Annotated in this window: 22 protein-coding genes; 5 read left to right on the top strand and 17 right to left on the bottom strand. The window is 53.8% G+C overall.

Annotation, left to right across the window (positions count from 1 at the left end; all coding sequences use genetic code 11):
- Positions 1–12: 12 nt before the first annotated feature.
- The 6 genes from odhB to sdhC all read right to left on the bottom strand — a co-directional run bounded on the left by odhB (position 13) and on the right by sdhC (position 7,531).
- A complete protein-coding gene (gene odhB / locus ACN9MQ_RS06395) occupies positions 13–1,239 on the bottom strand; it encodes a 2-oxoglutarate dehydrogenase complex dihydrolipoyllysine-residue succinyltransferase (protein ID WP_025204653.1) in 1,227 nt (408 codons plus the stop codon).
- Between the two features lie 14 nt (positions 1,240–1,253).
- Positions 1,254–4,061, bottom strand: coding sequence for a 2-oxoglutarate dehydrogenase E1 component (gene sucA / locus ACN9MQ_RS06390; RefSeq protein WP_014169171.1), 2,808 nt, complete (start codon positions 4,059–4,061; stop codon positions 1,254–1,256).
- A 226-nt stretch (positions 4,062–4,287) separates the two neighbouring features.
- Positions 4,288–5,004: a succinate dehydrogenase iron-sulfur subunit SdhB gene (sdhB, locus tag ACN9MQ_RS06385; protein WP_014169170.1), complete on the bottom strand. Its 717-nt coding sequence runs from the start codon at positions 5,002–5,004 to the stop codon at positions 4,288–4,290.
- 15 nt (positions 5,005–5,019) lie between these two features.
- Positions 5,020–6,786: a succinate dehydrogenase flavoprotein subunit gene (sdhA, locus tag ACN9MQ_RS06380; RefSeq protein WP_014883036.1), complete on the bottom strand. Its 1,767-nt coding sequence runs from the start codon at positions 6,784–6,786 to the stop codon at positions 5,020–5,022.
- On the bottom strand, positions 6,786–7,133 hold the full coding sequence (gene sdhD, locus ACN9MQ_RS06375) for a succinate dehydrogenase membrane anchor subunit (RefSeq protein ID WP_010428702.1): 348 nt from the start codon (positions 7,131–7,133) through the stop codon (positions 6,786–6,788). Before sdhD ends, sdhA begins: the two co-directional genes overlap by 1 nt.
- Positions 7,127–7,531: a succinate dehydrogenase cytochrome b556 subunit gene (gene sdhC / locus ACN9MQ_RS06370; RefSeq protein WP_025204654.1), complete on the bottom strand. Its 405-nt coding sequence runs from the start codon at positions 7,529–7,531 to the stop codon at positions 7,127–7,129. The genes sdhD and sdhC overlap by 7 nt, the downstream gene beginning before the upstream one ends.
- Positions 7,532–8,172: 641 nt before the next feature.
- On the opposite strand from sdhC, the gene ACN9MQ_RS06365 reads away from it, so the two are divergent.
- Positions 8,173–9,459 (top strand): citrate synthase, encoded by a 1,287-nt coding sequence (locus ACN9MQ_RS06365; protein WP_079231267.1) that lies wholly within the window; start codon positions 8,173–8,175, stop codon positions 9,457–9,459.
- Positions 9,460–9,503: 44 nt separating this feature from the next.
- Here the strand turns inward: ACN9MQ_RS06365 and ACN9MQ_RS06360 are convergent, their stop codons facing one another.
- From ACN9MQ_RS06360 to ACN9MQ_RS06345, 4 genes are all read right to left on the bottom strand, one after another.
- Entirely contained in the window at positions 9,504–10,301 is a 798-nt protein-coding gene (locus tag ACN9MQ_RS06360; RefSeq protein ID WP_079231268.1) for an oligogalacturonate-specific porin KdgM family protein, read from the bottom strand.
- A gap of 63 nt (positions 10,302–10,364) precedes the next feature.
- Positions 10,365–11,555, bottom strand: coding sequence for a glycoside hydrolase family 88 protein (locus tag ACN9MQ_RS06355; protein ID WP_410377480.1), 1,191 nt, complete (start codon positions 11,553–11,555; stop codon positions 10,365–10,367).
- A 21-nt stretch (positions 11,556–11,576) separates the two neighbouring features.
- Positions 11,577–12,839, bottom strand: a complete 1,263-nt coding sequence (locus ACN9MQ_RS06350) for an oligosaccharide MFS transporter (protein ID WP_410377481.1) — start codon at positions 12,837–12,839, stop codon at positions 11,577–11,579.
- Positions 12,840–12,872: 33 nt separating this feature from the next.
- Positions 12,873–14,651: a DUF2264 domain-containing protein gene (locus ACN9MQ_RS06345; protein ID WP_426024727.1), complete on the bottom strand. Its 1,779-nt coding sequence runs from the start codon at positions 14,649–14,651 to the stop codon at positions 12,873–12,875.
- Between the two features lie 200 nt (positions 14,652–14,851).
- Between ACN9MQ_RS06345 and ACN9MQ_RS06340 the strand changes: the two genes are divergently transcribed.
- Positions 14,852–15,700: a helix-turn-helix domain-containing protein gene (locus ACN9MQ_RS06340; protein ID WP_251884253.1), complete on the top strand. Its 849-nt coding sequence runs from the start codon at positions 14,852–14,854 to the stop codon at positions 15,698–15,700.
- Between the two features lie 2 nt (positions 15,701–15,702).
- Here ACN9MQ_RS06340 and nei read toward each other — a convergent pair whose 3' ends face one another.
- The 7 genes from nei to ACN9MQ_RS06305 form a co-directional block, all read right to left on the bottom strand.
- The gene (gene nei / locus ACN9MQ_RS06335; RefSeq protein WP_410377483.1) at positions 15,703–16,494 is read right to left on the bottom strand and encodes an endonuclease VIII; all 792 of its coding nucleotides are present in this window, start codon (positions 16,492–16,494) and stop codon (positions 15,703–15,705) included.
- Between the two features lie 21 nt (positions 16,495–16,515).
- Positions 16,516–17,253, bottom strand: coding sequence for a 5-oxoprolinase subunit PxpA (gene pxpA, locus ACN9MQ_RS06330; protein WP_020884969.1), 738 nt, complete (start codon positions 17,251–17,253; stop codon positions 16,516–16,518).
- Positions 17,240–18,172 carry a 5-oxoprolinase subunit PxpC gene (gene pxpC / locus ACN9MQ_RS06325; protein WP_078774861.1) on the bottom strand — a complete coding sequence of 311 codons (933 nt, stop codon included), beginning with the start codon at positions 18,170–18,172 and terminating at the stop codon, positions 17,240–17,242. Before pxpC ends, pxpA begins: the two co-directional genes overlap by 14 nt.
- Positions 18,166–18,822: a 5-oxoprolinase subunit PxpB gene (gene pxpB, locus ACN9MQ_RS06320; protein WP_426021307.1), complete on the bottom strand. Its 657-nt coding sequence runs from the start codon at positions 18,820–18,822 to the stop codon at positions 18,166–18,168. Before pxpB ends, pxpC begins: the two co-directional genes overlap by 7 nt.
- Positions 18,823–18,836: 14 nt before the next feature.
- A complete protein-coding gene (locus ACN9MQ_RS06315; RefSeq protein WP_086532787.1) occupies positions 18,837–19,580 on the bottom strand; it encodes a type 2 GTP cyclohydrolase I in 744 nt (247 codons plus the stop codon).
- A gap of 10 nt (positions 19,581–19,590) precedes the next feature.
- Positions 19,591–21,003 (bottom strand): deoxyribodipyrimidine photo-lyase, encoded by a 1,413-nt coding sequence (gene phrB / locus ACN9MQ_RS06310; protein ID WP_148576468.1) that lies wholly within the window; start codon positions 21,001–21,003, stop codon positions 19,591–19,593.
- Between the two features lie 413 nt (positions 21,004–21,416).
- The gene (locus ACN9MQ_RS06305) at positions 21,417–21,623 is read right to left on the bottom strand and encodes a YbfA family protein (protein WP_014883027.1); all 207 of its coding nucleotides are present in this window, start codon (positions 21,621–21,623) and stop codon (positions 21,417–21,419) included.
- Between the two features lie 307 nt (positions 21,624–21,930).
- Between ACN9MQ_RS06305 and kdpF the strand changes: the two genes are divergently transcribed.
- From kdpF to kdpB, 3 genes are read left to right on the top strand one after another with little or no spacing between them, the layout of a single operon-like run.
- On the top strand, positions 21,931–22,020 hold the full coding sequence (gene kdpF, locus ACN9MQ_RS06300) for a K(+)-transporting ATPase subunit F (protein WP_148576467.1): 90 nt from the start codon (positions 21,931–21,933) through the stop codon (positions 22,018–22,020).
- Positions 22,020–23,699 (top strand): potassium-transporting ATPase subunit KdpA, encoded by a 1,680-nt coding sequence (gene kdpA, locus ACN9MQ_RS06295; protein ID WP_148576466.1) that lies wholly within the window; start codon positions 22,020–22,022, stop codon positions 23,697–23,699. The genes kdpF and kdpA overlap by 1 nt, the downstream gene beginning before the upstream one ends.
- Before the next feature lie 18 nt (positions 23,700–23,717).
- Positions 23,718–25,766, top strand: coding sequence for a potassium-transporting ATPase subunit KdpB (gene kdpB / locus ACN9MQ_RS06290; RefSeq protein WP_014169157.1), 2,049 nt, complete (start codon positions 23,718–23,720; stop codon positions 25,764–25,766).
- Positions 25,767–25,775: the final 9 nt, after the last annotated feature.

Below are 25,775 nucleotides of genomic sequence, written 5' to 3'. Positions count from 1 at the left end.
AGACTGCTAAAACTAGACGTCCAGCAGCAGACGCGTTGGATCTTCCAGCAGCTCTTTAATGGCAACCAGGAAGCCCACGGACTCGCGGCCGTCGATCAGACGGTGATCGTAAGAGAGTGCCAGATACATCATTGGCAGGATCTCCACTTTGCCGTCTACCGCCATTGGACGATCTTTAATGGCATGCATACCCAGGATCGCGCTCTGCGGCGGGTTGATGATCGGGGTAGACATCAGTGAACCGAAAACGCCGCCGTTGGTAATGGTGAAGTTACCGCCGGTCAGATCGTCTACGGTCAGCTTGCCGTCGCGACCTTTTACAGCCAGCTCTTTAATCTTTTTCTCGATGTCAGCCATACCCAGAGTATCGACATCACGCAGAACCGGGGTAACCAGACCGCGTGGCGTAGAGACTGCCATGCTGACGTCGAAGTAGTTGTGGTAAACCACGTCATCGCCATCGATAGAGGCGTTAACTTCCGGGTAGCGTTTCAGCGCTTCAACAACTGCTTTCACGTAGAAGGACATAAAGCCCAGACGGATACCGTGACGTTTTTCAAACGCGTCACCGTACTGCTTACGCAGGTCCATGATTGGCTTCATGTTCACTTCGTTGAAGGTGGTCAGCATCGCGGTGGAGTTTTTCGCTTCCAGCAGACGCTCAGCCACACGCTTACGCAGGCGAGTCATCGGCACGCGTTTTTCGCTACGGGCACCCAGCGCAGGCTGTGCTGCCGGCGCCGCTGCCGCTGCTGGCGCTTTAGCTTCTGCCTGAGCAGGGGCTTTCGCCAGGTGTTTCTCGATATCTTCACGGGTCAGACGACCACCGACACCGGTGCCTTTAATGGCAGCCGCATCCAGGTTGTGCTCGGCCAGCAGGCGACGGATCGCCGGGCTGAGCGCGTCGTTAGTCTGCTCTTCCAGAGAGGCCTGCTGACGCTGGGCTGGGGTAGACGCTTTTTCGTCAGACTTCGCGCTGGACTCTTTGCCCGCGCTGTTGCCTTCACGCAGGCGACCCAGGATCTGACGGGAGGTTACGGTTGTCCCTTCGTCTTCCAGGACTGCATCCAGAATGCCATCCGCTGAAGCCGGTACTTCCAGTACCACTTTGTCAGTTTCGATTTCTACCAGCACTTCATCGCGCTTAACGCTATCGCCCGGTTTTTTGTGCCAGGTGGCGACGGTCGCATCTGCTACGGACTCAGGCAGGTCGGGAACAAGAATATCTACGCTACTCATTATGTATCCTTTAATTAATCGACGTTCAGCGCGTCATTGACCAGATCTTGTTGCTGCTTCTGGTGAACGGACATATACCCTACCGCCGGAGAGGCGGAGGCCGGGCGACCTGCATAACGCAGGGCAGACCCAAATGGAATGACTTCACGGAAATGATGCTGACTGCAGTACCAGGCGCCCTGGTTGAGCGGCTCTTCCTGGCACCAGACAAAATCATGCACGTGAGCATACGGTTTCAACGCTTCCTGCACCGCCTGGTGCGGGAATGGATAAAGCTGTTCGATACGCACGATGGCGACATCTTTCTGGTCGTTCTTACGGCGCTGTTCCAGCAGGTCGTAATAAACCTTACCAGAACACATCACAACACGCTTAACGGCCTGCGGATCCAGTTCATCAACCTCACCGATGGCAGGCAGGAAGGTGCCGTTCGCCAGTTCGTCCAGGCTGGACACCGCCAGCGGGTGGCGCAGCAGGGATTTTGGCGACATGACCACCAGCGGACGGCGCATACCGCGCAGCGCCTGACGACGCAGCATGTGGTAGACCTGAGCCGGAGTGGACGGCACGCAGACCTGCATGTTCTGCTCAGCGCAGAGCTGCAGATAACGTTCCAGACGGGCGGAGGAGTGCTCCGGACCCTGACCTTCGTAACCGTGTGGCAGCAGCATCACCAGGCCACACATACGGCCCCATTTCTGCTCGCCGGACGAGATGAACTGGTCGATAACGACCTGGGCACCGTTGGCGAAGTCACCGAACTGCGCTTCCCAGATAGTCAGGGTGCGCGGTTCCGCGGTGGCGTAGCCGTATTCGAATGCCAGTACCGCTTCTTCAGACAGGACGGAGTCCCATACCTTGAACTGACCCTGACCGTTATGGACATGCTGCAGCGGAGTATAGGTTGAACCGTTAGTCTGGTTGTGAACTACCGCGTGACGGTGGAAGAAGGTGCCACGGCCCGCATCTTCACCGGACAGACGAACAGGAATGCCTTCATCAACCAGCGTTGCGTAAGCCAGTGTTTCCGCCCCGCCCCAGTCGAACAGCTTCTCGCCCGCTGCCATTGATTGACGGTCAGCATAAATTTTCGCTACGCGAGACTGCATCTCGATAGCGTCTGGTACGGTGCTGATACGTTTAGCCAGCTCCTGCAGGCGCTTCATCTCTACCTTGTTCGGGTAGCTCTCATCCCACTCGTGGTTGAGGTACGGCGACCAGGTAAAGGAGTGCATGTTCATCGGGCGCAGCTCTTTCACTACGCATTCACCCGCATCCAGCGCGTCGCGGTAGAGGTTGACCATTTCGGTCGCATCTTCCAGCGTCGTCACGTTGTCGCCTTCCAGCTTGTCAGCATAGATTTTGCGTGGCGTCGGGTGTTTTTTGATTTTCTGATACATCAGCGGCTGCGTTGCACTTGGCTCGTCAGCTTCGTTGTGGCCATGACGGCGGTAGCAGAACAGGTCGATGAACACATCGCGTTTGAAGGTGTTACGGTAGTCCAGCGCCAGACGGGTGACGAACGCCACGGCTTCCGGGTCATCCGCGTTAACGTGGAAGATCGGCGCCTGAACCATCTTACCGATGTCGGTGCAGTACGGGGTAGAACGCGCATCCAGTGGGTTAGAAGTCGTGAAGCCCACCTGGTTGTTGATAACAATGCGAACGGTACCGCCCACTTCGTAACCACGCGCCTTGGACATGTTCAGCGTTTCCTGAACCACGCCCTGCCCTGTGACCGCCGCGTCACCGTGAATGGTGATTGGCAGGACTTTGTTGCTGCTCGGCTCGTCCAGACGATCCAGACGCGCACGTACAGAACCGATAACCACCGGGCTCACGATTTCCAGGTGTGACGGGTTAAACGCCAGCGCCAGGTGAACCAGACCGCCTTCGGTTTCGATATCAGACGAGAAGCCCATGTGGTACTTCACGTCACCGGTGCCGAGGTGTTCTTTATGTTTGCCCGCGAATTCGTCGAACAGGTCCTGCGGTTTTTTACCCAGCACGTTGACCAGTACGTTCAGACGACCGCGGTGCGCCATACCCAGCACCACTTCACGGGTACCGCTTTTGCCCGCGTGACGAATCAGCTCTTTCAGCATAGGTACCAGCGCGTCGCCGCCTTCCAGCGAGAAGCGTTTCGCACCCGGGAATTTCGCGCCCAGATAGCGCTCAAGGCCTTCTGCTGCGGTCAGTTCGCTGAGGAAGCGTTTTTTCTCTTCAGCAGAGAAATTCGCGTGGCCCGCCACAGATTCGATGCGCTGCTGGATCCAGCGTTTCTCTTCTGTAGAGGTGATGTGCATATATTCCGCGCCGATGGAGCCGCAGTAGGTTTGCTTGAGCGCGTCAATCAGCTCGCCCAACTTCATCGTGTCTTTGCCGATGGCAAAGGAACCTACGTTAAAGCTTTCCTGGAAATCGGCCTCGGTCAGATCGTGATACGCCGGATCGAGATCCGCCACACGATCTTGTTTCCACAGTCCCAGCGGATCGAGATTCGCATGCTGGTGACCACGGAAGCGATAAGCGTTGATAAGCTGCAGGACTTTAACCTGCTTCGCATTGGTGTCAGGGTCGGAAATCGCAGAAGAGTAACGTGAGGCATCCTTCGCCAGACGACGGAAATAATCACGTGTTTTGGAATGGAATTGATCCGGTTTGACTCCAGTGCCAGGTAACTGCTGGAACATGGAACGCCAGTTTGCGTCCACTGAGTCAGGATCGGTTAAGAAGTCTTCATAGAGCTGTTCTATCCAGCTCTGGTTTGAACCAGAGAGGTAAGAAGAGTCCAGCCAGGCTTTCATTGCGCCGTTCTGCATCGTGATCCCTTAAGCATTTTTATGCTTACTTTCGCCGTAGAAACTACCACGTACAACACGTACGTGCCGGGGTTCACCTGCGAGCTCTTATGTTGTCTTGGGCTCGCGAAGGAACCTTTAAAAACTGTCTGCACCTCGGGGCAGTTTTTAGAGGTTTCCTACATTTTATCCCCTCTCCTGTCAGGAGAGGGTCAGGGTGAGGGGAACAACGCTCCCCTCCTGTTACTTATGCACTGCGCTGCAGCAGCATCGACTTAATATGGCCGATGGCGCGCGTCGGGTTCAGTCCCTTAGGACATACACTGACGCAGTTCATGATGCTATGGCAGCGGAATACGCTGAAAGCATCACTCAGTCCTTCCAGACGACTGTCGGTTTCGGTGTCGCGGCTATCGATCAGGAAGCGATAGGCAGCCAGCAGACCGGCCGGGCCGATAAACTTGTCCGGGTTCCACCAGAACGACGGGCAAGAGGTCGAGCAACATGCACAGAGAATACACTCGTACAAACCGTCGAGTTTTTCACGCTGCTCAGGAGACTGTAAGTGCTCACGAGCCGGTGGATTTTGCCCATTATTCAATAAGTAAGGCTTAATCTTCTCATATTGTGCATAGAATTGCCCCATGTCTACCACCAAATCACGAACGACTGGCAGACCAGGCAAAGGACGGATAACAATTTTCTGACCCGCGCGCTGCAACGCTGAAATTGGCGTGATGCAGGCCAGACCATTTTTACCGTTCATGTTCACACCGTCAGAGCCACAAACGCCTTCACGGCATGAGCGACGGAACGACAGTGTCGGATCTTTTTCTTTCAGCTGGATTAAGGCATCCAGCAGCATCATGTCACGGCCTTCTTCCGCTTCCAGGGTGTAATCCTGCATACGCGGAGCATCATCTACATCCGGGTTATAACGATAAACTGAGAATTCGAGTTTCATTATCCTGTCTCCGCATTAGTAAGTACGAATCTTCGGCGGGAACGCCGGACGCAGTTTCGGTTCCATATTGACGCTACGACGCGTCATGGATTCCGACTCTGGCAGATACAGGGAATGGCACAGCCAGTTTTCATCGTCACGATCCGGGAAGTCGAAGCGGCTATGCGCGCCACGGCTCTCGGTACGGAAGTTTGCCGACATCGCGGTAGCGAACGCCGTTTCCATCAGGTTATCCAGCTCCAGACACTCAACGCGCTGGGTATTGAACTCGCTGGACGTGTCGTCCAGACGGGCATTTTTCAGACGCTCGCGGATCGCTTTCAGCTGCTCAAGACCTTTGGCCATCGCATCCCCTTCACGGAATACCGAGAAGTTGTGCTGCATACATTCCTGCAGCGCTTTGCGGATTTCCACCGGATCTTCACCATTACGGTTGCCGTTCCAGCGGTTCAGACGCTCAAGCGACGCATCAATTTCATCGTCGGTGGCATCACGCAGCGCACCCTGCTCGGCAATAGACTCTTGCAGATGCAGACCTACCGCACGACCAAATACCACCAGGTCAAGCAGGGAGTTCCCGCCCAGACGGTTTGCACCGTGTACGGATACGCAGGCAATTTCACCGACGGCAAACAGGCCCGGGATAACAACGTCTTCACCCTGCTCGTTCACGGTCAGCGCCTGGCCGGTCACTTTGGTCGGAATACCGCCCATCATGTAGTGACAGGTTGGGATTACCGGGATGGGCTCTTTCACTGGATCGACGTGCGCGAAGGTACGAGACAGCTCCAGAATGCCTGGCAGACGTGATTCCAGAACCTCTTTACCCAGATGGTCGAGTTTCAGCTTCGCGTGTGGACCCCATGGGCCGTCACAGCCGCGGCCTTCACGGATTTCGATCATGATGGAACGCGCCACCACGTCACGACCCGCCAGGTCTTTCGCATTCGGGGCATAACGCTCCATGAAGCGCTCGCCGTGTTTGTTCAGCAGGTAACCCCCTTCACCACGGCAGCCTTCTGTTACCAGCACGCCAGCACCGGCGATGCCGGTTGGGTGGAACTGCCACATTTCCATATCCTGCACCGGTACGCCGGCGCGGATAGCCATACCTACGCCGTCACCGGTGTTGATGTGGGCGTTGGTGGTAGATTGATAAATACGGCCTGCACCGCCGGTCGCCAGCACGGTAGCACGCGCTTTGAAGTAGACCACTTCACCGGTTTCAATACACAGCGCGGTACACCCCACAACGGCGCCATCGGCGTTTTTCACCAGATCCAGCGCATACCACTCGGAGAAAATAGTCGTGTGGTTTTTCAGGTTCTGTTGATACAGCGTGTGCAGCAGTGCGTGACCGGTACGGTCAGCCGCAGCTGCAGTACGTGCCGCCTGCTCGCCGCCGAAGTTTTTCGACTGGCCGCCAAACGGACGCTGATAAATGGTGCCATTTTCCAGACGGGAGAACGGCAGCCCCATGTGGTCCAGCTCCAGAATCGCTTCCGGGCCAGTCTTACACATATATTCGATAGCATCCTGGTCGCCGATGTAGTCGGAACCTTTGACCGTGTCATACATGTGCCATTCCCAGTTATCTTCATGGGAATTGCCCAGCGCAACGGTAATACCGCCCTGCGCGGAGACAGTGTGGGAACGGGTCGGGAAGACTTTAGAGAGCAGCGCACAGGTCTGGCCGCTCTGGGAAATTTGCAGTGCTGCACGCATACCTGCGCCACCAGCACCAATCACAACAGCATCAAATTCTCTGACTGGCAGTTTCATTACACACCCCACACCACAACGAATCCATAAATAACGTAAACCACCAGTGCAACGACAATGACCAGCTGCAGAGGAAGGCGAATCGCCAGCGGTTTAACGTAATCGGTCAACACCTGCCACATACCAATCCAGGCATGAATAAGGATGGAGAACAGAGCCAGCAGGGTGAACACTTTGGTGAAGGCAGATCCGAAGAACCCACTCCAGATTTCCCACGTCAGCGTGCCGCTGGTCGCGAAGAAACCAATCATATAGATGATATAAAGGGTGAGAACGATGGCGGTAGCACGGACCAGAATGAAGTCATGTACGCCGTTGCGTCCTAATGCGGAGGCGTTGCTTACCATACGAGAACTCCTGCGAGAAGTGAAAGCACGACAGTCAATACAAATGAAATATTAGCGGAGCGTTTACCGGCTTCGAAAGTCTCTTCCAGGTAGCCAAAGTCCATCAGCATATGACGAATGCCCACGACAACGTGGTACGCCAGCGCAGTCAGAATGCCCCACATGATAAATTTCACGAAGAAGCTGTTCATGATGGCAGAGGCCTGGAGGAATCCTTCAGGAGAAGAGAGGCTGGTACCCAGTAACCACAGCAGAATGCCGACCGCCACAAACGTAATCACACCAGAAACGCGGTGCAGAATGGACGCTATTGCTGTTACAGGGAACCGGATCGTTTTGAGATCCAGATTGACAGGTCTTTGTTTTTTCACATTTCTTATCATGAATAACGCCCACATGCTGTTCTTATTGTTTCCTTCCTCCGGACTGCGATGCGGGTCAGACAGCGTTCCTTTTCTATAACTGCGCGTCATGCAAAACATTGCTTCCAAATGCTAAAACGACACGTTACAACGCTGGGTGGCTCGGGATTGCAGGGTGTTCCGGAGACCTGGCGGCAGTATAGGCCGTTCACAAAATCATTACAATTAACCTACATACAGTTTGTCGGGTTTTCTCTGGAACAGTGATCAGGGTCACGATAACAACATCTTTTTAATTTTTAATCATCTGATTTGACAAATGTTAAACAATATTGTTACAAACGTCATCAGAAAAGGCATATAATGCGCAAAAGTTATGAGGTCTCACTTTCACCTGACAAATAGTTATGTAACAGTGTGATGGTATTGACCGAAGTTATCAGGACAGTTATTAGTGATATACAGGTTTGAATAATTCGGACTGCGAAGACACTGATTTGCTGTTGTTTCACTGATTTTTCATGTTTTTACCTGCAAGGCGCCATAGCTCTGTACCCTGGTTTCTCCTCGTGAGCTGAGCGGTAAGCCAAATAACAAACTGGTAACGGTGAGAAATCAGCAGAATGCAAATCCGGTAATTGGCAGTCTTAAGCAATAAGGCGCTAAGGAGACCGTAAATGGCTGATACAAAGGCAACGCTCACCCTAAATGGTGACACTGCTGTTGAACTGGATGTGCTAAAAGGCACGCTCGGTCAGGATGTTATTGATATCCGTACGCTGGGTTCTAAAGGTGTATTCACCTTCGACCCTGGATTTACCTCTACCGCATCTTGCGAATCCAAAATCACCTTCATTGATGGTGACGAAGGTATCCTGCTCCATCGCGGCTTCCCCATCGATCAGTTAGCCACCGAATCCAACTATCTGGAAGTGTGCTACATCCTGCTGAACGGCGAAAAACCGACGCAGGCACAATACGATGAATTCAAAACCACCGTCACCCGTCACACCATGATTCATGAGCAGATCACCCGTCTGTTCCATGCTTTCCGTCGTGATTCTCACCCAATGGCGGTGATGTGCGGTATTACCGGTGCGCTGGCAGCGTTCTACCACGACTCGCTGGACGTGAATAATCCACGTCACCGCGATATCGCGGCGTTCCGCCTGCTGTCCAAAATGCCGACAATGGCAGCGATGTGTTACAAATACTCCATCGGCCAGCCGTTTGTTTATCCACGTAACGACCTCTCCTACGCCGGTAACTTCCTGCGCATGATGTTCTCCACGCCATGTGAAGAATACGAAGTGAACCCGGTACTGGAACGTGCGATGGACCGTATTCTGATCCTGCACGCCGACCACGAACAGAACGCCTCCACTTCCACCGTCCGTACCGCAGGCTCTTCAGGCGCGAACCCGTTCGCCTGTATCGCTGCGGGTATCGCCTCCCTGTGGGGACCGGCGCACGGCGGCGCGAACGAAGCGGCACTGAAGATGCTGGAAGAGATCAGCTCCGTTGAGCACATTCCTGAATTCGTGCGTCGCGCGAAAGACAAGAATGACTCCTTCCGTCTGATGGGCTTCGGTCACCGTGTGTACAAAAACTACGACCCACGCGCTACCGTTATGCGTGAAACATGCCACGAAGTGCTGAAAGAGCTGGGTACAAAAGACGACCTGCTGGAAGTGGCGATGGAGCTTGAGCACATCGCGCTGAACGACCCGTACTTCATCGAGAAGAAACTCTACCCGAACGTCGATTTCTACTCTGGCATTATTCTGAAAGCGATGGGCATTCCGTCTTCCATGTTCACCGTGATCTTCGCCATGGCACGTACCGTTGGCTGGATTGCGCACTGGAACGAAATGCACAGCGAAGGCATGAAAATCGCCCGTCCTCGTCAGCTGTATACTGGCTACGAGCAGCGTGATTTTAAGTCAGATCTGGCTAAACATTGATTTATTCAGCTCATTAAAAAACGCGCCCTTGGGCGCGTTTTTTATTAGTTCAAATTATATTTAAAACCTATGCGGATCTGGTATTCGCTCTTCGTGTCATCCCCGTCTTTATATTCATCAAGATAACCCAGTTCAAAGAAAGGGTAGAATCGCGGTGATGTATGAAAATTAAACACAACGTTATGCTGAAGGGTATGGTTTTTACCATTTGCATACACAAATTCATCTGAATGGGTTTTGCTATAATATGTAGGGTTATATTGCACCCAGAAATTTGGTGTAAAATATTTCGTCAGATAAATATCCACGCGATGTTCAGAAGAGTCATCCCAGTCGCCATGGAGCGTCTTGCTATCATGATTCTGGTGATTATAACGATAGCGAAGCACTGCCCCCAGGGTCGGGTCAAAATGATATCCAATGCCAATATAAGGATCGATGCGCGACCCTGCGTCTTCCCAGTGGAATACGGTTCCAGGTTCCAGCCAGAATGCGGTTGAACCTAACGGGAAAGGTTTATTGAACTCCGCTTCCTGGTAGCTACTCTTCCATTGATCCATGTGCTTACCAAGATCGGCATCCGTCTCAAAGCTCCAGTACAGATTTTTCAGTATGCTCTCTGGATCCTGTACAACTCCCGTTAACATAAGACGCTGTAAAAATGTCTCACTGGCAGTACGGTATTGAGTACGTGGCGCAAAAAAGACAGTGGTAAAGGGCATCGATTTTAGCGGAACTGCAGTCACTAAATCATTATTTTTCGCACATATACCCAATGAGGAAAACATTATTGCAGCTATTAATATGACACAATTTATATTCACAATATTATCCTTTTCCATGACAGAGATAAGCGCTCCCCTGCCTAATAAAAAGCATTATTTATCGACAGTAAGAGCGGGATATTACCAGTAACTATTCCATAAAGACGTAGCCCGGGTGATCGCCTCCATCAGGAAATAATCACCCCAGGCGCAGCATTCATTTACGCCAACGTTACCTTTAAAATAATAAACAGAGTGTTTGAGTAATCCTTCTCCAGGCTGATGGGTCTGATTGAGATAATACTCAATAAGATTGTCAATTATCTTTAGCCCCAGAGCCTCGTAACTCTCACGGTCCGGATGGGTCACCGGAAGCTGTTTTACCAGTTCCAGCAGAGCGCAGGCGAGAATAGCACTGGCGGAGCTGTCCCGCTCGGTGGTCGGGTCGGTCAGAGCCAAATCCCAGTAGCAAATGAAGTCGTCCGGCAGTCGATTGATAAAGTAATTTGCCAGAGTCAGGCTCAACTCAAGCAACTTTTTATCACCGGTATAGAGATAATTCAGCAGGAAGCCATACACTCCCCAGGCCTGCCCCCGAGACCAACACGAATCATCCGAGAACCCCTGGTGAGTATTACCAAAGCGCGGTTGGCCTGTTTTGACATCCATATAATAGGTATGAAAAGTCGAGCCATCTTGACGCACAATATAACGCCGCGCCTGTTCAATATGACTTTTAGCCGCGTCGGCATACCGTGCATCACCCGTTGCAAGACTTGCCTGATATAACAACGGCAAATTCATATTGCAATCAATGATCATCCTTCCCTGCTGATCGGGATTATCCAGTTCTCCCCACGCCTGAATGATGCCACAAATGTGATTATACCGTTCCATCAGAGCATCTGCGGCCTGTAGAGCGATGTATTTCGCCTGCCTGTCCCCGGTTAACTTGCTGGCCGCAATACATGAGAGGCTATACAGAAAACCCAAATCGTGATGATTCGTATGATCGCGTTTTGCAATGCGCTCGCCGAAGGAGCGGACATGCTGCCCGGCGAGCTCACGAAAGACCTCATTACCGCTCCATTCCCATGCTAACCATAACTGCCCGGTCCAGAAACTGGTGGTCCATTCCTGATTATCAATCACCGGATAGATTCCGTTACAACAGGCCGCATCGGGAAAGCGCCCGCCAAAAAAGGGCATATTTCGCTCAACTGCGCTGACAATACATAGTCTGGCATCCTGGAGCTTCCTGGCAATCGCCGCACGCTCACCGTTGCGTAGTACAATGGGAATAATTGGTTCTTTGTGGATATTTTCAGACATGATTTTCTCGTTCTCGTGGTATCAATGAAGGGCTTCTTGACCCGAGGCTGGACGTTCCCGGTTCTTTTTGTGCTGATAACAGGTAGAAAGGGTGAACGCAGAGATGCTCGTAAACACCAGTGCAATTATTCCCATAATCAGATAAGTACGTTCGAATCCTATCGTTTGATAGGCATATCCAGCTGGCGGCGCAACGACAATAGACCCTACATAGATCATCGCCTGATAGCCTAACAGATACATCGTGGCGTTGACCCTCTTATCAAAATGCTCGGCGATGTACTTAAACACCGAGACCAGAATCAAAGCGATTTCGATGCCGTACAGGGGTTTGATAAGACAGATAATGAGCGGGTCGCTAGTCATCCCGGAGACGATCAATCGGAGGCTTATGACTAACCCGGTCAGTAGCATCCCCTGCTTAGCACCAATCCGGTTAATAATGGTGGGTACCAGCATCATGCCGAAAAACTCTGCAGCAGACTGGGTAGTACTCATATAGCCAAACATGGCATTCCCCTCTTCTTTGGTGTTGAAGAAGGTGACGAAGTAACGGGAAAACTGCTGTTCAGCGATAAACATCATCCATGCTACGCCGCTGATATAGAGCGCAAAAGTCCAGAATTTCCGGTTACGTAACAGTTGGAAAACATCGCCAATGACAATTTTCTCTTTCGACAGTACGTTGTTTTCTTCCTGACCGAAATGATCGACTTTGAGTGTCAGCAACACCGCAAACATACAAACCGCGGAGCCGCTGCTGATAACAAAGTTTATCTTTGGGGATATGTTATAGAGATACCCTGAAAATGAGGAGGCAGTGGCCCAACCGAGTGCCGCCCACATACGGATACGACCAAACTCCATGTCATATAACCGGCTGAAGCGGTCAACATAAGACTCTTCCGCTGCCACACCCGCATACCAGCCGAGGCTGAAGAACAGAGCACCCACAATCATTCCGCTGATGAAATGCGTCTGCAAAAGCGGCAAATAGCACCAGATAAAAAACGGTGCCATCAGAGCGGAAACCGCGCAGACAAAATAGAGCAAATGTTTCTTCATGCCCATTTTGTCCATGATATAGCCATACACAGGCTTAAAAATTACGGCAAAGACACCGTTTACAGCGAACACGGTACCAATTTCAATACCGTCTAACCCCGCTTTATCCCCCAGCCAGATTGCATAGAGACCGAAGCTGGCAGCCCAGGTAAAGGTAAAGAGAAATACAAAGAGGCTTAGCTTTATATAAGCCGAACGTGTTGATTGAACAGGATTCATGTTTTTTCTCCGCACGCGTATCGGGTGCGCCAGTTATTTTATGTGTAGGGTTTTGTGGTTCAGCGTGAGCATCTGGTTTTGCCTATCGAAGACCGGCGTCACCGGTGACGGCAGGAAAGAGGCTAACGTTGCCGCGACAGCGCATACGAGCCAATGTGTACCCGGCTCCAGCGAGGAAACCAGGCAAGGGATCTCCCCCGGGGAGGCGTGTAAAATATGGCAGTTCGGTGGCGTCGTGACGGTCATCGCTCGTCGCTCACAGAGAAGATCTGCAATCTGGCTAGCCCCTGACGAAGTAATGAGCGTGACCTCATTAGCTGAGAGATGCGTTTCGGTAAGCAAATGGCCGTTGACGGCAAATCCCCCCTCCACGCAGTCAAGCGAGCGTCGGGTCTCCACCCGATGAAGCCGGACGTGACCTTGCTCATGCGCAATGAGCCAGGTGGTGACATGCACATCTGACCAGGGCTGCCAGGTACTGCGGATCCCGTTATCGAACATTTCAACAGAGGTACATTCTTGACGTCCGCGCCAGCGGTTATCCTTCTCGCTAAACATCAGCATCGAATCACATGCCACATGATTCAGGCGATCTCCACGCGCAAGCGTGAAGCCAAAATGGCTTGAATAGGCAAATTTCGCGTATTTAGAGTCGAAGTTGACGAAGTTATTGCGATCGTACTGCCCCGACATCAGCATCCATGCGTGCCGGTTCTCATCAGCATGGACGATGATTTGCCCGGCCTCTTTAATCGGGTGGATAGTTTCAAGCGCAGGGAGAGGAGCAGGTTTGGCTTGCCAGAATGGGCTCTCTTCCGGCAGCGCCAAAACCAGCAGCGCTTTACATGCCCAGTAAGGTGAGCACGGACTGTTATAGTCCTCGGTCATGACCAGATTCGGGTAGGTATAACCAAGGGTAAATAATCCGTCATGATCGATGAAGGGCTGAACGATCCACCAATTGAGGTGCCGAACGATCAACCCTTTTACGATCCCAGGCGTAAAGACATCAAGTCCGGTATAGGCTACCGCACTCCAGAAGGCACCCTGTACGAAGCGATAGGTCAGGCTGCGCCCAAACGGAATGGCATTCCCGTCGCATGTAAAATAGTGCACATAATCGTTCGCAAACTGACGTGCCCGCTGGCGGTAAAGCTGGCAGCGCGTGGGATCAACATCCTCCATAAAGTGGCTATACAGCAGACTATAAAAATGGAAGCCGCTGGAAATATAGTAATCTCGCGGTTTTCCGACACCGTCAGAATACCAGCCATTACCCAGCCAGAAATTGTCGACTGCATCCAGATGTTTGTTGATCACCATCATGTCGTAATGACGTCCTGCCCGCTTCAGACCAACCTGTACCAGCACCGGGAAGAAATGCCAGTTATTGTCCGGGATCCGTATCTCAGCGCTCTGGCGCAGCCATCGTTCAAGATTGTCCTGTTCTATTGCCGACAATGCTTGCCATAGCCCCGTATCCGGTAAAGCCAGAGCAAGTCCAAATGCCGCCATTTCGACGCAGCGCTGATCGTTGTCAGTAAGATCCCCCCAATAGTCCGGATGTTCAGGATCGCAACCGCATCGTATGCCATGCAGAAAAGTGTCCCGGTACGTCTGCGCCTCGCCCCCACTCAACAAGGGAGCAAAGGCCCACAGGAGTCGAGCAAATCCTTCAACACCCGCAATATCAGCTGAGTACTGCGCTGCTGTCTCCCCAATATGCAACCGCGTGTTTTCCCGAATCAGACGAGATACGGCAGCGGCGATCCACTCCCGTGCTACATCACAATATTTGTCTCTTCCTTGCATAATGAAACCCCGTTTCATTTGATGATTTTGGGGCATCATAAGGAGTAAGATGAACAGACAAATGTGATAATTGTCTTATTTTTAAACAGGACGAGTGATAAAGAACAACATTGACTGCAATTCCGGCGGGAAAATTTGGTTAAGATGATAAAAGTTTAAGTTTATTCACCTCTCTCCTCCGACGTCGTCAAGGGCCTGGCATGCAGCGTTCAGAAGACAGTAGCTATCTCGAACATATCAACCTTACAGAAAGATCGGTTTACTTTAATCGCATGAAAGATATGCCAGCAAACTACTACCACTGGCATCAATGTGTTGAGATTTTATCGGTCTCTCAGGGAGTGGGGATCGCTTTGATGGAGCATCAGCAATATACGGTCAAACCCGGACGTATTTTTATTTTCCCTCCGGGTAAGTTGCATAAGATCTATGTCGAGCAGGATGAACGGAACGTTTACCACCGCACAACATTGCATTTTAACGGTTCGGCGATTGAGCACTACTTACGCGATTTTCCTCGACAGCAAAAATTGCTTCGCCAGCTCTGCGGCCGCGGGGAAAAAGCGCGGGTATTTGACGTTCTGGAGGTGCAGCCCGTCATCGAAAACGTGCTGGGACGCTTTGAAGCGCTAATGAAAAGCGACACCTTCAGCATCAGCGACACCGCCTTTCTGGTGATGCAACTGATCAGCCTATTGCCATATCAGGAACAAGCCACCGGTCAGAATACTTTTTCGGCTAATATCATTCGCTGGATTGAAACCCGCTTTCATCAGCGTTGCTCGCTGGAAGAGATCGCCCGGACTATGGGATGTTCCCGCGGGCATGCTTCTCGCCGGTTTCACGATGAAACCGGCGGGACGATCCAGGAATATCTGATGATGAGACGTATACGCCAGGCCTGTGAGTTGTTGTTGCATACCAGCGCGTCGGTGCGTGAGATTGCAAGTCAGGTTGGCTTCTCAGAGTACGCCTGGTTTATTACCTGCTTTCGCAAAAATATGGGGAAAACACCTTTGCAATATCGCAAGACCTACTCCTCAACCTGAGATCATTTCTGGCAGTGCGGACACCAGTAAAACGGTCTCGACGACAGCGTGGTTTTCGCAATTAACCCGCCGCACCGCTCACACGCCTTCCCTTCACGATGAAACACCTTAAAGCGGAACAATGCCCCATGGTGCTTGTTGTCATCCACCACGCCACGCGTGTTGTACGACAGGCGCGGGATATCCAGCAGCGCGTGGGATAACGCCTCCAGCTGTTCATCACTGAGTTGCGATGCCTTATGCTGCGCCGCCATGCCCACTTCCCAGAGGATTTCCACCCGCAGGTAATTTCCTAATCCAGCCAGAAACGCCTGATCGAGCAACAGTCCGGAAAACTGTCGGTTACGAAACCGAGGTGACACCAGACGGGCTTTCACCTCGCCCGGGGTCAGGCTCATATCCAGCACATCCGGCCCGACGCGCTGCAGGAACGGATGAGTGAGCAGCTGCTCTGGCGTTAACATTTCGATATCGGACGCGCTGTAGAGCAGAATCGCGTTGTCTGCCGTCTGTAGCCTGACGCGCAGCACGCGGGTTGTTTGCGGCTGCTCGTTTGCCTTCACCACGCGCCAAACGCCGTACAGCTGATTATGGCTATATAACGTCAGGTTATGGGAGAAATGCGTGAGCAGCGCTTTGCCGCGCGTTTCAATGTGCGTCACCGTCTGCCCCACCAGCTGGGCTTCAAACGGTTTCAGTTGAGGAAAAGCAAACCAGACATCCGTCAGCGGTTTGCCCTTTATCGCCGCCTCGAGGCTATCCGCTGCACGGCGGATCTCCGGGCCTTCAGGCATTTTTCTGTCCTTATCGTTATGTCATGCACTCACGAGAATACCCTGCTCCGCAAAGGCCGCCCGTAAGCGGCGTGCAAACTGCAGCGCATGCTCACCATCGCCGTGTAAACACACCGTATCCGCCTGGACTCTGGCCGTTGAACCATCAATTGCCTTTACCGACCCCTCACATACCATCGCCAGCGTTTGCGCCAGCGCCTGTGATTCATCGGTAATAAGCGCACCGGGCAGTGAACGGGGAACCAGGCTGCCGTCCGGCTGGTACCCTCTGTCAGCAAAAACTTCCTGACGGGTGGTTAACCCCAGCCGCTGTCCCGCACGAATAAGCTCGCTCCCCGCCAGCCCCACCAGGATGAGCTGCGGGTTGCAGTCCCGCACCGCGCGGGCAATGGCATCTGCGAGAGCCGGATCTTTGGCCGCCTGATTGTAGAGCATGCCGTGGGGTTTCACATGGCGCAGCACGCCCTGCTGGGAACGCACAATCGCCTCCAGCGCGCCCGTTTGATAGAGCGTCTGGGCATACACCGTCTCAGGAGGGAGATCCATTGCCGTGCGGCCAAAATTATCCCTGTCAGGAAAACTGGGATGTGCCCCTATCGCCACGCCGTGCTTAATCGCATTACGCACGCTGACCAGCATGGTTTGCGCGTCACCCGCGTGAAACCCGCAGGCAATATTGACCGAAGAGACCAGCGTCATCAGTTCAGCATCGGCACTTCCGCCCTCACCCAGATCGGCGTTTAAATCAATCTTTGCCATCGAGCCTCCATGCCAGTTGTTCCAGATAACGCTGCTGATCCTGGCGTGCCTTCAGCGCTTCCTCCAGCGAACATTGCACAAAATGAATCGGCTGTCCGAGAGGAATTTGCGCCAGATGGTAGCGATCCGCTTCAATAATGCAGGCAATACGCGGGTATCCCCCCGTGGTTTGCGCATCGTTCATCAGCACGATCGGCTGACCGTTACCCGGCACCTGAATGACGCCAGGCAATAAACCGTGTGAGAGCAATTCCCGATCTGTCGTACGGGTCAATGGCTGCCCCTGCAGGCGGTATCCCATACGGTTACTTTGCGGGCTGATCTTCCACGGCGAACGCCAGAACGTCTCCTGAGCGACTTCATTGAACTCCTGATATTCCGGCCCCGGTAAGGCACGGATCTGGTTGGTCCATAACAGCTGTTTTACCCCCTGGGCCGTCGAGAAGTGGCGCGTTGAGGGTTTAACCGCCAGACGATCGCCGTCACGCAGCAGGCGCCCTTCATGACCGCCAATACCGGCTTTCTGATCGGTGCTGGATGAACCCAGCACCTCTGGCACATCAATCCCTCCTGCGACCGCAAGATAGCTTCGCACGCCGTGCACAGGACGTTTAAGGGTCAGACGCTGCCCGGCTTTCGCCCGCAGCCGCCAGCCTGTCCAGACCGCTTTGCCATCCAGCTCGGCGTCACAAGCGGCCCCGGTTAAGGCAAACCAGGTCTCCTCGCCGAATTCAATCACACACTGGCCAAGCGTAATTTCGAGTGCCGCCGTGCTGCCAGGGTTGCCCACCAGCACGTTAGCAATCTCCAGCGCAGGCCTGTCCAGCGCACCACAGTAGCTCACGCCCGACTGACGCATGCCAAAGCGGCCGGCATCCTGTACGGACGTGTAAAGCCCGGCGCGAATCAGCGTTAACATACCCCCTCCTTCTGCGGGATAAAGCGCAGAGTATCGCCGGGACGAAGGAGTATGGGAACCTCCTGCCCTGGTTCAAATAACGGCCTGGACGTATGCCCGATAAGCTGCCAGCCCCCCGGTGACGTCAGAGGATAAATGCCGGTCTGTTCACCACCGATAGCCACCGTGCCCGCCGGCACGCTCAGGCGGGGTTCGGCGCGACGCGGCGTATGCAATTGCGGTGAGAGCCCCCCCAGATAGGGGAAGCCCGGCTGGAAACCTAAGAACCAGACCACGTAATCAACGCAGGCGTGCAATTCAACCACCTGCTTTTCCGTTAATCCGCAGTGTTCCGCCACTACGCCAAGATCGGGTCCATGCTCGCCGCCATACACCACCGGGATCTCAATTGTCCGGGAATCCGGCTCCAGCGCCTCGCTCTCTTCCCACCAGCTCTGCAAACGTTCAATAGCATCCAGCGCCAGCGTATGCGGATTACGCAGCACCACGGTGATGTTATTCATACCCGGAATCGCTTCAACCACTTCCGGCACATCGGCCAGGCGCTGCGTTAGCCGCCAGATACGCTTTTGCGTGGCAAAGGTCACTGGCGGTTCCAGCTCCAGAACCACTGCCGTTTCGCCCAGAAGATAACAACGCGCTCGCTGCACTCAGATACCTCTCATCAGGCCGGGTTAGGGATATCAATAAACGTGACATCCAGATCGGTATTTTCGGTCAGCCATTCACTGAGGGCGCGAATTCCGCCACGCTCGGTGGCATGGTGACCTGCCGCGTAAAAATGCAGACCTTGTTCACGCGCCGAATGGACGGTCTGCTCGGACACTTCTCCAGTGATGAAGGCGTCGACACCAAAGCGTGCCGCGCTGTCAATAAAGCCCTGACCACCACCAGTACACCAGGCAACCCGCTTCACCGTATCCGGACCGGTGTCACCGCACCAGAGCGGACGGCGTCCCAGACGCGCTTCAATCCAGGAAGCCAGCTCCAGGCCGGGCACCGGCATGGCCAGCTCTCCCCAGGGCACCAGCGGCTCAATTTCACCCATGACGGTAATCCCCAACAGCTGCGCGAGCTGTACGTTATTGCCCAGCTCCGGGTGCGCATCCAGCGGCAGATGGTAACCGTACAGGTTGATATCATTTGCCAGCAGCGTTTTCAGGCGGTTTCGCTTCATACCGCGAATGATCGGTGCTTCGTTTTTCCAGAAATAACCGTGATGGACAATAACGGCATCCGCTTCCTGACGGACGGCTTCGTCCAGCAGCGCCTGGCTTGCCGTCACGCCAGTGACAATTTTCTGCACCGTTTCGCGTCCTTCAACCTGGAGGCCGTTCGGGCCGTAATCGCTGAAGGAGGCGCTGTTCAGTTTTTCGTTAATCAGGCTTTCCAGTTCGCTGTTTTTCATCATCACTCTCTTAAGCTTTGCGGGCGGCCTCGTACGCCGCCAGCGTGGCGACACGCGCCTGTTTATGGTCAACAATCGGACGGGGATAATCGAGCTTCACACCCTGTTTATCCGCCCATGCCCACGGGTCGTGGATCGCTTTTGCAGGGACATTGCTCAGCGCGGGCAACCAGCGGCGGATAAACTCGCCGTCTGCATCAAATTTTTGTCCCTGCGTGGCAGGATTAAAAATACGGAAATAGGGCGCGGCGTCGGTTCCAGTGGACGCCGCCCACTGCCAGCCGCCGTTATTCGCCGCCAGATCGCCATCGATCAGCTGAGAAATAAAATACCGCTCCCCGACACGCCAGTCGATAAGCAGATCCTTCACCAGGAAGCTGGCGGTAATCATTCGCAGCCGATTGTGCATCCATCCGGTTTCATTGAGCTGGCGCATCGCGGCATCAACAATCGGGAAGCCCGTTTCGCCTTTCTGCCAGGCCTGTAAGTGGCTCTCGTTGTGTTGCCATTTTACGTTATCAGTCCAAGGTATAAACGGACGATGCTTACATAAATCAGGGTGATACGTCATCAAATGGCGATAAAATTCGCGCCAGATAAGTTCGTTAAGCCAGACGGAGCCGGGCCCCCCGTCCAATGCCTGCGGTTGTTCCGCCAGAAGACGATGCAGGCACTGGCGCGGAGAGAGCACACCCAGTGCCAGACAGGCCGATAAACGGCTGGTGCCCTCTGTCGCGGGAAAATCCCTGCGCGCGTCGTAATCGCCAGCCCCCGCTTTACAAAACTGGCGCAGCTTCGCGATAGCGTTTTTTTCGGTAGCCGGGAACAGAGTCTCATCAAACGCCTGTTGCGGATAGTCAAACTCCCGCTGGGGTATCTCCGTTATGGCCTCTCCCCTCACGGTGGGTGCAGCCACGCATTCCGGCAGTGCCTCCTTCAGTCTTTTAATGAAGGCATTTTTAAACGGCGTAAAGACTTTATACATCTCGTGGTTGCCGGTCATGACACTGCCCGGCGGCAGCATGACGCTGTCATCAAAACCCTGACACTCTACATCCTGCAGGATTTTCTCCAGCTGACGATCCCGCTGACGTTCATTGAATTCGTACTGATAGTTGTAAAAAAGGTGGGTGACAGCGTACTGCTCACAGATCGCCTGCACGGCCTGGCATTGTGCGGAGAAGTCACTGACCTCTTTATAAATGAGCGGGATCCCTTTTTCGGCAAGCGAACACTGCAAGCCATTCAGATGTGAGCTGAGGTAAGCCGCCTGGCGTGGTGCCATAGCATGCTGCTGCCACTGCCCGGGGGTGGCGATAAACACCGCCAGCACGCGGGCTTCCGGGGAGCGGCAGGCAGCCGCAAGGGCGAGATTGTCATGTACGCGCAGGTCCGCGCGAAACCAAACCAGATGGGTGGGCATAAAACTCCTGGCAATTATCCATTATGTCCGTAAGGCCATGCCACTAAAGAGAAAATGCGGCTGGCTTTTATCTACTTTGCCATGAAGTGTAGACGCGATGAAATAAAAAAGGCCGCCCGGGGCGGCCTTAACGCTACGTGTCCTGCGCCATCATGGTAAAAGCAATAAACAGTGTCGGTTCATCACGTCTTACCACGAGTACGCTGGCGACAATGAACGCAATGCAAAAAGAGCGTTTCATCATGCGGCCCCTGCTGCTAACCGCTCCACCGTTCACCACCGGTGATAAGTCGGTGGACACACGCTCTGACGAGAGCCCAAAAACGGCCCAACGGACCGCGGACCCTGAGGAATAAAAAAAACCGCCACATTGCTGTAGGCGGTTTTTTTTATTGCTGTGTGTCGTCTTCGTATCAGTAAAAATCGCAGGTCGCTTTCTCGGCCTGATCCATCCACACCGGCTTCTCGCTGGTTTTGGCCCAGACGCGGTGCAAATAGCTATAAAAACGTGCGCGGTCTTTCCAGAAGAGCATCACCGGCAGGGCCAGCACGCCAGCCACTACGGCGAAAGTGCGACGCATGAAAACGATATGAGCCGGATACGCTTTATAAAGATCCATATTTTCTCCCCTATAGTTGGCCGGAAACATGCTCCGGAAAATTTGAAATCTGTGATCTGGCTAAAATAATACCGCTTTGTTTGTAATTTTACTACTCATCAGACCAGTTATTTTCATCCATTTAGTGAATATTTACATTTCCGCCGTAAGTAAGTTACAAAAAAGTTAACGATTTACTTACCAATAGTTAAATTGTGCCTTTTCCATTTTTATACTTTTTTTACACCCACCCTGCCGATTTTTGCGAAATCTTTGCGCAATAAATCCTACCGTTAACACAAATACAAATGTCACTCGGAGGTGGATTGTGAGTGCAGGTCTGATTACCGGCATCGTGCTGGTGTTGCTGTTATTGGGTTATCTGGTCTACGCCCTGATTAATGCGGAGGCCTTCTGATGGCTGCTCAGGCGTTTTTACTTATAGCCAGCTTTTTACTGGTCTTATTGGTGCTTGCAAGACCGCTGGGAACGGGGCTCGCGCGGCTGATCAACAACGTGTCCTTACCGGGTACGGGAAGTATCGAAAAAGGGATCTGGCGCGTACTGGGAATACGCGATCAGGAGATGAACTGGCGTCAGTATCTGGTCGCTATTCTGCTGCTGAATATCGTTGGGCTGGTCGCGCTCTTTGTCATGCTGATGTTGCAGGGTAGCCTGCCGCTGAACCCGCAACAGTTACCGGGCCTGTCCTGGCATCTTGCGTTTAATACGGCCGTCAGCTTTGTCACCAATACCAACTGGCAATCCTACGCCGGCGAAACCACGCTGAGCTACTTCAGCCAGATGGTGGGATTAACCGTACAAAATTTCCTCTCAGCAGCCAGCGGCATCGCGGTTGTCTTCGCGCTGACGCGTGCGTTTGCACGTCAGAATATGGGTACGCTGGGCAATGCCTGGGTTGATCTCACGCGCATTACTCTGTGGGTCTTACTTCCGATTGCTCTGCTCATCGCGCTGTTCTTTATTCAGCAAGGTACGCTGCAAAACCTGCTGCCTTACGCCCCTTATACCTCGCTTGAAGGGGCAAAACAGCTTCTGCCGATGGGGCCTGTGGCCTCACAGGAAGCCATTAAGATGCTCGGTACGAATGGTGGCGGTTTCTTCAATGCCAACTCATCGCATCCGTTTGAAAACCCAACGGCACTGACCAACGCAGTGCAAATGCTGGCGATCTTCCTGATCCCCGCAGCGCTGTGCTTTGCTTTTGGCGATGTGGTGAACGATCGTCGTCAGGGTCGCACCCTGCTCTGGACCATGTCGCTCATCTTTGTCGTCTGTGTTGCGCTGGTGATGTGGGCCGAATGGCAAGGTAACCCGCATTTCCTGACGCTGGGCGCTGACGGCACCATGAATATGGAAGGGAAAGAGAGCCGCTTTGGCATTCTCGCCAGTAGCCTTTATGCCGTGGTCACGACGGCGGCATCCTGCGGGGCGGTCAATGCTATGCACGACTCCTTCACGGCACTGGGCGGCATGATCCCGATGTGGCTGATGCAGATCGGTGAAGTGGTATTCGGCGGCGTAGGCTCGGGTCTTTACGGCATGCTGCTGTTTGTTCTGCTGGCGGTGTTCATTGCGGGCCTGATGATTGGTCGCACCCCGGAATATCTGGGCAAAAAAATCGATGTCCGTGAGATGAAGTTAACCGCGCTGGCGATTCTGGTCACCCCCGCCCTCGTGCTGGCGGGTACCGCACTGGCACTGATGACGGAGGCCGGACGCAGCGGCATCTTCAACCCTGGCATCCACGGCTTTAGCGAAGTGCTTTATGCCGTCTCTTCTGCTTCTAACAATAACGGTAGTGCCTTCGCAGGCTTAAGCGCTAACTCACCGTTCTGGAACTGTCTGCTGGCGTTCTGCATGTTCGTGGGCCGTTTCGGGGTCATTGTGCCGGTGCTGGCGATTGCCGGGTCGCTGGTGAGCAAAAAAATTCAACCGACCACCAGCGGGACGTTGCCGACCCACGGCGCGCTGTTTATCGGACTGCTGGCCGGTACCGTGCTGCTGGTCGGCGCCCTGACCTTTATCCCCGCCCTCGCGTTAGGCCCGGTCGCGGAATACCTCTCTTTACGCTGATTTTGCGGAGAATTTGTCATGAGTCGTAAACAAATGGCCCTGTTTGAACCGTCGTTAGTTCGACAGGCCCTCATGGATGCGGTGAAAAAGTTGAGCCCGCGCGTGCAGTGGCACAACCCGGTGATGTTTATCGTCTGGATAGGGAGTTTACTCACCACCGCGCTGGCGATTGCCATGGGAACGGGTCATCTGCAGGGGAATGCAATGTTCACCGGCGCTATCAGCCTGTGGCTGTGGTTCACCGTACTGTTTGCCAACTTTGCGGAAGCGCTGGCGGAAGGCCGCAGCAAAGCGCAGGCCAATAGCCTCAAAGGGGTGAAAAAGACCGCTTTTGCGCGCAAATTACGCGAACCGAAATACGGTGCCCAGATGGACCATGTCCCGGCAGATGAACTGCGTAAAGGTGACGTGGTGCTGGTCGAAGCCGGGGACATTATCCCCTGCGACGGTGAAGTCATCGAAGGCGGCGCGTCGGTAGATGAAAGTGCCATCACCGGGGAATCCGCTCCCGTCATACGTGAATCCGGGGGTGATTTCGCCTCCGTGACGGGCGGGACACGCATTCTCTCCGACTGGCTGGTGATCCAGTGTAGCGTCAACCCGGGTGAAACCTTCCTTGACCGTATGATTGCCATGGTGGAAGGCGCGCAGCGTCGTAAAACACCAAACGAAATTGCCCTGACCATCCTGCTGGTGGCGCTGACGATTGTCTTTTTGCTGGCAACCGCCACGTTGTGGCCATTCTCCGCTTACGGCGGTACCGCGGTCACCACCACCGTTCTGGTGGCGCTGCTGGTCTGCCTGATCCCGACTACCATCGGGGGGCTGCTGTCGGCCATCGGTGTGGCCGGTATGAGCCGTATGCTGGGCGCGAACGTCATCGCGACCAGCGGACGTGCGGTCGAAGCCGCAGGGGATGTGGACGTTCTGCTGCTGGATAAAACCGGGACAATTACCCTCGGTAACCGCCAGGCGTCAGAGTTCTTACCTGCCCCCGGCGTGGATGAAAAAACGCTGGCGGATGCGGCGCAACTCTCTTCCCTCGCCGATGAAACGCCGGAAGGCCGCAGTATCGTGATCCTCGCTAAGCAGCGCTTTAACCTGCGCCAGCGCGACGTTCAGAGTCTCCATGCGACTTTCGTTCCCTTCACGGCACAAACCCGAATGAGCGGCATCAACATTCAGGACCGCATGATCCGTAAAGGCTCCGTCGACGCAATTCGTCGCCACATTGAAGCCAACAATGGTCATTTCCCACCAGAAGTGGACAACCTGGTCGAGAGCGTGGCACGTCAGGGCGCGACGCCGCTGGTGGTGGCTGAAGGGGCACATGTGCTGGGGGTGATTTCGCTGAAGGATATCGTAAAAGGCGGGATCAAAGAGCGCTTTGCCCAGCTGCGGAAAATGGGGATCAAAACGGTGATGATCACCGGGGACAACCGTCTGACCGCCGCCGCGATTGCTGCCGAAGCGGGCGTGGATGATTTTCTCTCGGAGGCAACGCCTGAAGCCAAGCTGGCGTTAATTCGTCAGTATCAGGCGGAAGGCCGCCTGGTGGCGATGACGGGTGATGGCACCAACGATGCCCCAGCCCTTGCGCAGGCCGACGTGGCGGTGGCCATGAACTCCGGTACCCAGGCGGCGAAAGAGGCGGGCAACATGGTCGACCTCGACTCGAACCCGACCAAGCTGATTGAAGTTGTGCACATCGGTAAGCAGATGCTGATGACGCGTGGTTCACTGACAACGTTCAGTATCGCCAACGACGTCGCAAAATACTTTGCCATCATTCCCGCAGCGTTTGCGGCCACCTATCCGCAGCTTAATGCGCTGAACGTGATGCATCTGCACTCGCCAGCATCAGCCATTCTCAGTGCGGTTATTTTTAACGCCCTGATTATTGTCTTCCTGATCCCGCTGGCGCTCAAAGGGGTGAGCTATAAACCGCTGACCGCGGCCGCCATGCTGCGCCGCAACCTGTGGATTTACGGGCTGGGTGGGCTGATTGTCCCCTTCATCGGTATCAAGGTTATCGACCTGTTGTTGACGCTGTTTGGGCTGGTTTAAAAGGTGAAT

Origin of the sequence: Enterobacter sp. R-25 (assembly GCF_049913205.1) — a bacterium.
Lineage (GTDB): Bacteria > Pseudomonadota > Gammaproteobacteria > Enterobacterales > Enterobacteriaceae > Enterobacter > Enterobacter ludwigii.
Note: the sequence above shows the minus strand (reverse complement) of the source record. Positions and strands in the feature narration are given on the sequence as shown.

Excerpts from the sequence above, each read along its gene's own strand:
- odhB (WP_025204653.1), bottom strand. The coding sequence starts at position 1,239 with ATGAGTAGCGTAGATATTCTTGTTCCCGACCTGCCTGAGTCCGTAGCA.
- sucA (WP_014169171.1), bottom strand. The coding sequence starts at position 4,061 with ATGCAGAACGGCGCAATGAAAGCCTGGCTGGACTCTTCTTACCTCTCT.
- sdhB (WP_014169170.1), bottom strand. The coding sequence starts at position 5,004 with ATGAAACTCGAATTCTCAGTTTATCGTTATAACCCGGATGTAGATGAT.
- sdhA (WP_014883036.1), bottom strand. The coding sequence starts at position 6,786 with ATGAAACTGCCAGTCAGAGAATTTGATGCTGTTGTGATTGGTGCTGGT.
- sdhD (WP_010428702.1), bottom strand. The coding sequence starts at position 7,133 with ATGGTAAGCAACGCCTCCGCATTAGGACGCAACGGCGTACATGACTTC.
- sdhC (WP_025204654.1), bottom strand. The coding sequence starts at position 7,531 with ATGTGGGCGTTATTCATGATAAGAAATGTGAAAAAACAAAGACCTGTC.
- ACN9MQ_RS06365 (WP_079231267.1), top strand. The coding sequence starts at position 8,173 with ATGGCTGATACAAAGGCAACGCTCACCCTAAATGGTGACACTGCTGTT.
- ACN9MQ_RS06360 (WP_079231268.1), bottom strand. The coding sequence starts at position 10,301 with ATGGAAAAGGATAATATTGTGAATATAAATTGTGTCATATTAATAGCT.
- ACN9MQ_RS06355 (WP_410377480.1), bottom strand. The coding sequence starts at position 11,555 with ATGTCTGAAAATATCCACAAAGAACCAATTATTCCCATTGTACTACGC.
- ACN9MQ_RS06350 (WP_410377481.1), bottom strand. The coding sequence starts at position 12,839 with ATGAATCCTGTTCAATCAACACGTTCGGCTTATATAAAGCTAAGCCTC.
- ACN9MQ_RS06345 (WP_426024727.1), bottom strand. The coding sequence starts at position 14,651 with ATGCAAGGAAGAGACAAATATTGTGATGTAGCACGGGAGTGGATCGCC.
- ACN9MQ_RS06340 (WP_251884253.1), top strand. The coding sequence starts at position 14,852 with ATGCAGCGTTCAGAAGACAGTAGCTATCTCGAACATATCAACCTTACA.
- nei (WP_410377483.1), bottom strand. The coding sequence starts at position 16,494 with ATGCCTGAAGGCCCGGAGATCCGCCGTGCAGCGGATAGCCTCGAGGCG.
- pxpA (WP_020884969.1), bottom strand. The coding sequence starts at position 17,253 with ATGGCAAAGATTGATTTAAACGCCGATCTGGGTGAGGGCGGAAGTGCC.
- pxpC (WP_078774861.1), bottom strand. The coding sequence starts at position 18,172 with ATGTTAACGCTGATTCGCGCCGGGCTTTACACGTCCGTACAGGATGCC.
- ACN9MQ_RS06315 (WP_086532787.1), bottom strand. The coding sequence starts at position 19,580 with ATGAAAAACAGCGAACTGGAAAGCCTGATTAACGAAAAACTGAACAGC.
- phrB (WP_148576468.1), bottom strand. The coding sequence starts at position 21,003 with ATGCCCACCCATCTGGTTTGGTTTCGCGCGGACCTGCGCGTACATGAC.
- ACN9MQ_RS06305 (WP_014883027.1), bottom strand. The coding sequence starts at position 21,623 with ATGGATCTTTATAAAGCGTATCCGGCTCATATCGTTTTCATGCGTCGC.
- kdpA (WP_148576466.1), top strand. The coding sequence starts at position 22,020 with ATGGCTGCTCAGGCGTTTTTACTTATAGCCAGCTTTTTACTGGTCTTA.
- kdpB (WP_014169157.1), top strand. The coding sequence starts at position 23,718 with ATGAGTCGTAAACAAATGGCCCTGTTTGAACCGTCGTTAGTTCGACAG.